2 protein-coding genes are annotated in these 2,090 nt (G+C 59.6%); both read left to right on the top strand.

Annotation, left to right across the window (positions count from 1 at the left end; all coding sequences use genetic code 11):
* The first annotated feature begins 483 nt into the window (after window positions 1-483).
* Window positions 484-966, top strand: a complete 483-nt coding sequence (locus ACFMO5_RS14305; RefSeq protein WP_376793424.1) for a peptidylprolyl isomerase — start codon at window positions 484-486, stop codon at window positions 964-966.
* A 218-nt stretch (window positions 967-1,184) separates the two neighbouring features.
* Window positions 1,185-1,994 (top strand): ThiF family adenylyltransferase, encoded by an 810-nt coding sequence (locus tag ACFMO5_RS14300; protein WP_376793423.1) that lies wholly within the window; start codon window positions 1,185-1,187, stop codon window positions 1,992-1,994.
* The last annotated feature ends 96 nt before the right edge of the window (window positions 1,995-2,090 follow it).

The raw sequence follows: 2,090 nt of genomic DNA, 5'->3' as shown, positions 1-2,090 counted from the left end.
ACCCACCATGCGAGCGAGCGATTAGGTGGTGGATGAAGGAGCGCTATCGGACGATGCGAGGGTATAAGCGGGAGGAGTCGGCGGTGAACGGGAATCGGCTTCTGGCCGGGTGTGGAAATCCCTTGAAGCGAGGTGGAGCCCCCCTGGCGATGGTGTTGGGCTAAAGGGGAAAAAGAAAAACAGAGACTCCGCAGGGCAATCCCGTCTTGCCACCGCGTTGCCGATTTTTGAACAATCACGGTTTAAAAACGGGAACTGAAATGTGCTTAAATCTGGATGACCTGTCGCAGTACCGATTGGACGCTAAGGAGCCTATCCTTGAACAAGGTTGGCCAGCCAGTGGGGTATAATTTGCCTTCCTGGTGAAGTTCGATTATGATAGAGGCAACCGTGCTGCCGGTTTTGCGGCAGGGGCTTTTCGCAAGAGGGGCGCTCTTCCGTAAGCCGGGGGCGCCCCTTTTAATTTTCCGGGAGGTTTAACCCATGCTGCAAGAGCGTTTGACTGTCCAGGACAATATGGTGGTGACTTTGGCCTACACCCTCCGTCTGAAGGATGGTCGGGTTGTGGAGTCCTCTGAGGAGAGCGAGCCAATTACGTTCATTCAAGGGGCCGGCGAGATCCTGCCTGCCTTGGAAGAGGCTCTCTACGGCATGGCCGTAGGGGAGGAGAAGGAAGTCTGGCTGGCTCCAGAGGACGCCTATGGACCTCGACGCGCCGATGCCTATCAGGTGGTCCCCCGCAGCGAATTCCCCGCGGATTTCCCACTTGCCCCGGGCGTCGGCTTGTATGTCTACACCGAGACCGGCGAGGCTTTCCCAGCCTATGTCGCTGAGGTCGGCCCGGATACGGTGACCCTGGACTTCAACCACCCGCTGGCCGGTGAGGAGCTGCATTTCACCGTGAAGATCCTGGCCTTACGCCCGGCGACCCCTGAGGAGCTCGAGCACGGCCACTCTCACGAGTGAGCCGCTGAGGAAGGGGCCCGTGCCAACCCTATTTGGGTTTGGGGGGCTGTGGGGAGCGCTGAAAGCGCTCCCCACAGCCCCCCAGCTTGTTTCCTCCATCCCAGTACCCCGGGGAATGTCGCCTTGTCCCCTGGCTGACCACGTTGAGCGCGAGTGAAACGAGTAAAATATCTCATTGGATTGATACAGCACTTTCCAGCCTTGTTCAGGGTCGGCTTATGGTTTTCCCCCTCAGTGAGCTTCAGATCCGCCGTTATGCTCGCCACATTGTGTTGCCCGGGATAGGTGGAAGGGGGCAGCGTCGGCTTCTGCGGAGCCGAGTTCTGCTCATCGGCGTGGGCGGGTTGGGTTCCCCTATCGCCCTCTATCTGGCCGCCGCTGGGGTCGGCACAATCGGGATTGTCGACGATGACGTGGTGGATCTCAGCAATCTCCAACGACAGGTTCTTTTCCGAACCGAAGATATCGGGCGCCCGAAAGCTGAGGTGGCCCGGGAGCGGCTTCAGGCCCTTAACCCGGATGTCACCGTGATCCCCTATGTGGAGCGGTTCACAGCCGCCAACGCCCGGCGGCTGGTGGCGGAGTACGATTTAGTGCTGGATGGAAGTGATAATTTCCCCACGAAATACCTGGCCAGCGATGTCTGTGTCTGGGAGCGCAAGCCGTTGATCTGGGGGGCGATTTTCCAGTACGAGGGCCAGATCAGTATGGTACCTCCAGGTGGACGGCCATGTTATCGTTGCCTGCTGCCCACCCCACCATCTCCAGAGCTGGTTCCGGACTGCCAGCAGGCCGGCGTCTTGGGTGTGGTGCCGGGGATCATCGGCGCGATGCAGGCTCTGGAAGCCCTAAAGTGGCTGCTGGGTCTGGAGACCTCTTTGGCTGGCCGGCTGTTGGCCTTCGATGGGCTCCGGGCCGAGTGGCTCGCCGTTCAAGTGGAGCGTCGTCCGGATTGCCCCGTTTGCGGCGATCACCCGACGATCTTTGAGCCGATCGATTACGAGGTGTTCTGTGGGATCTCTCGTTGATTCATCGTAACTATTTAGCCGTTCTCGTGTAAGGCCAATACGGATATCGGCGATTTCCTCCTGGGGGTTTGGGGTCGAGCCGCGCGCCGAAGGCGA

Origin of the sequence: Thermoflexus sp., from assembly GCF_042408365.1 — a bacterium.
GTDB lineage: Bacteria > Chloroflexota > Anaerolineae > Thermoflexales > Thermoflexaceae > Thermoflexus.
This window is presented reverse-complemented; position numbering and strand designations above follow the sequence as displayed.

Excerpts from the sequence above, each read along its gene's own strand:
- ACFMO5_RS14305 (WP_376793424.1), top strand. The coding sequence starts at position 484 with ATGCTGCAAGAGCGTTTGACTGTCCAGGACAATATGGTGGTGACTTTG.
- ACFMO5_RS14300 (WP_376793423.1), top strand. The coding sequence starts at position 1,185 with ATGGTTTTCCCCCTCAGTGAGCTTCAGATCCGCCGTTATGCTCGCCAC.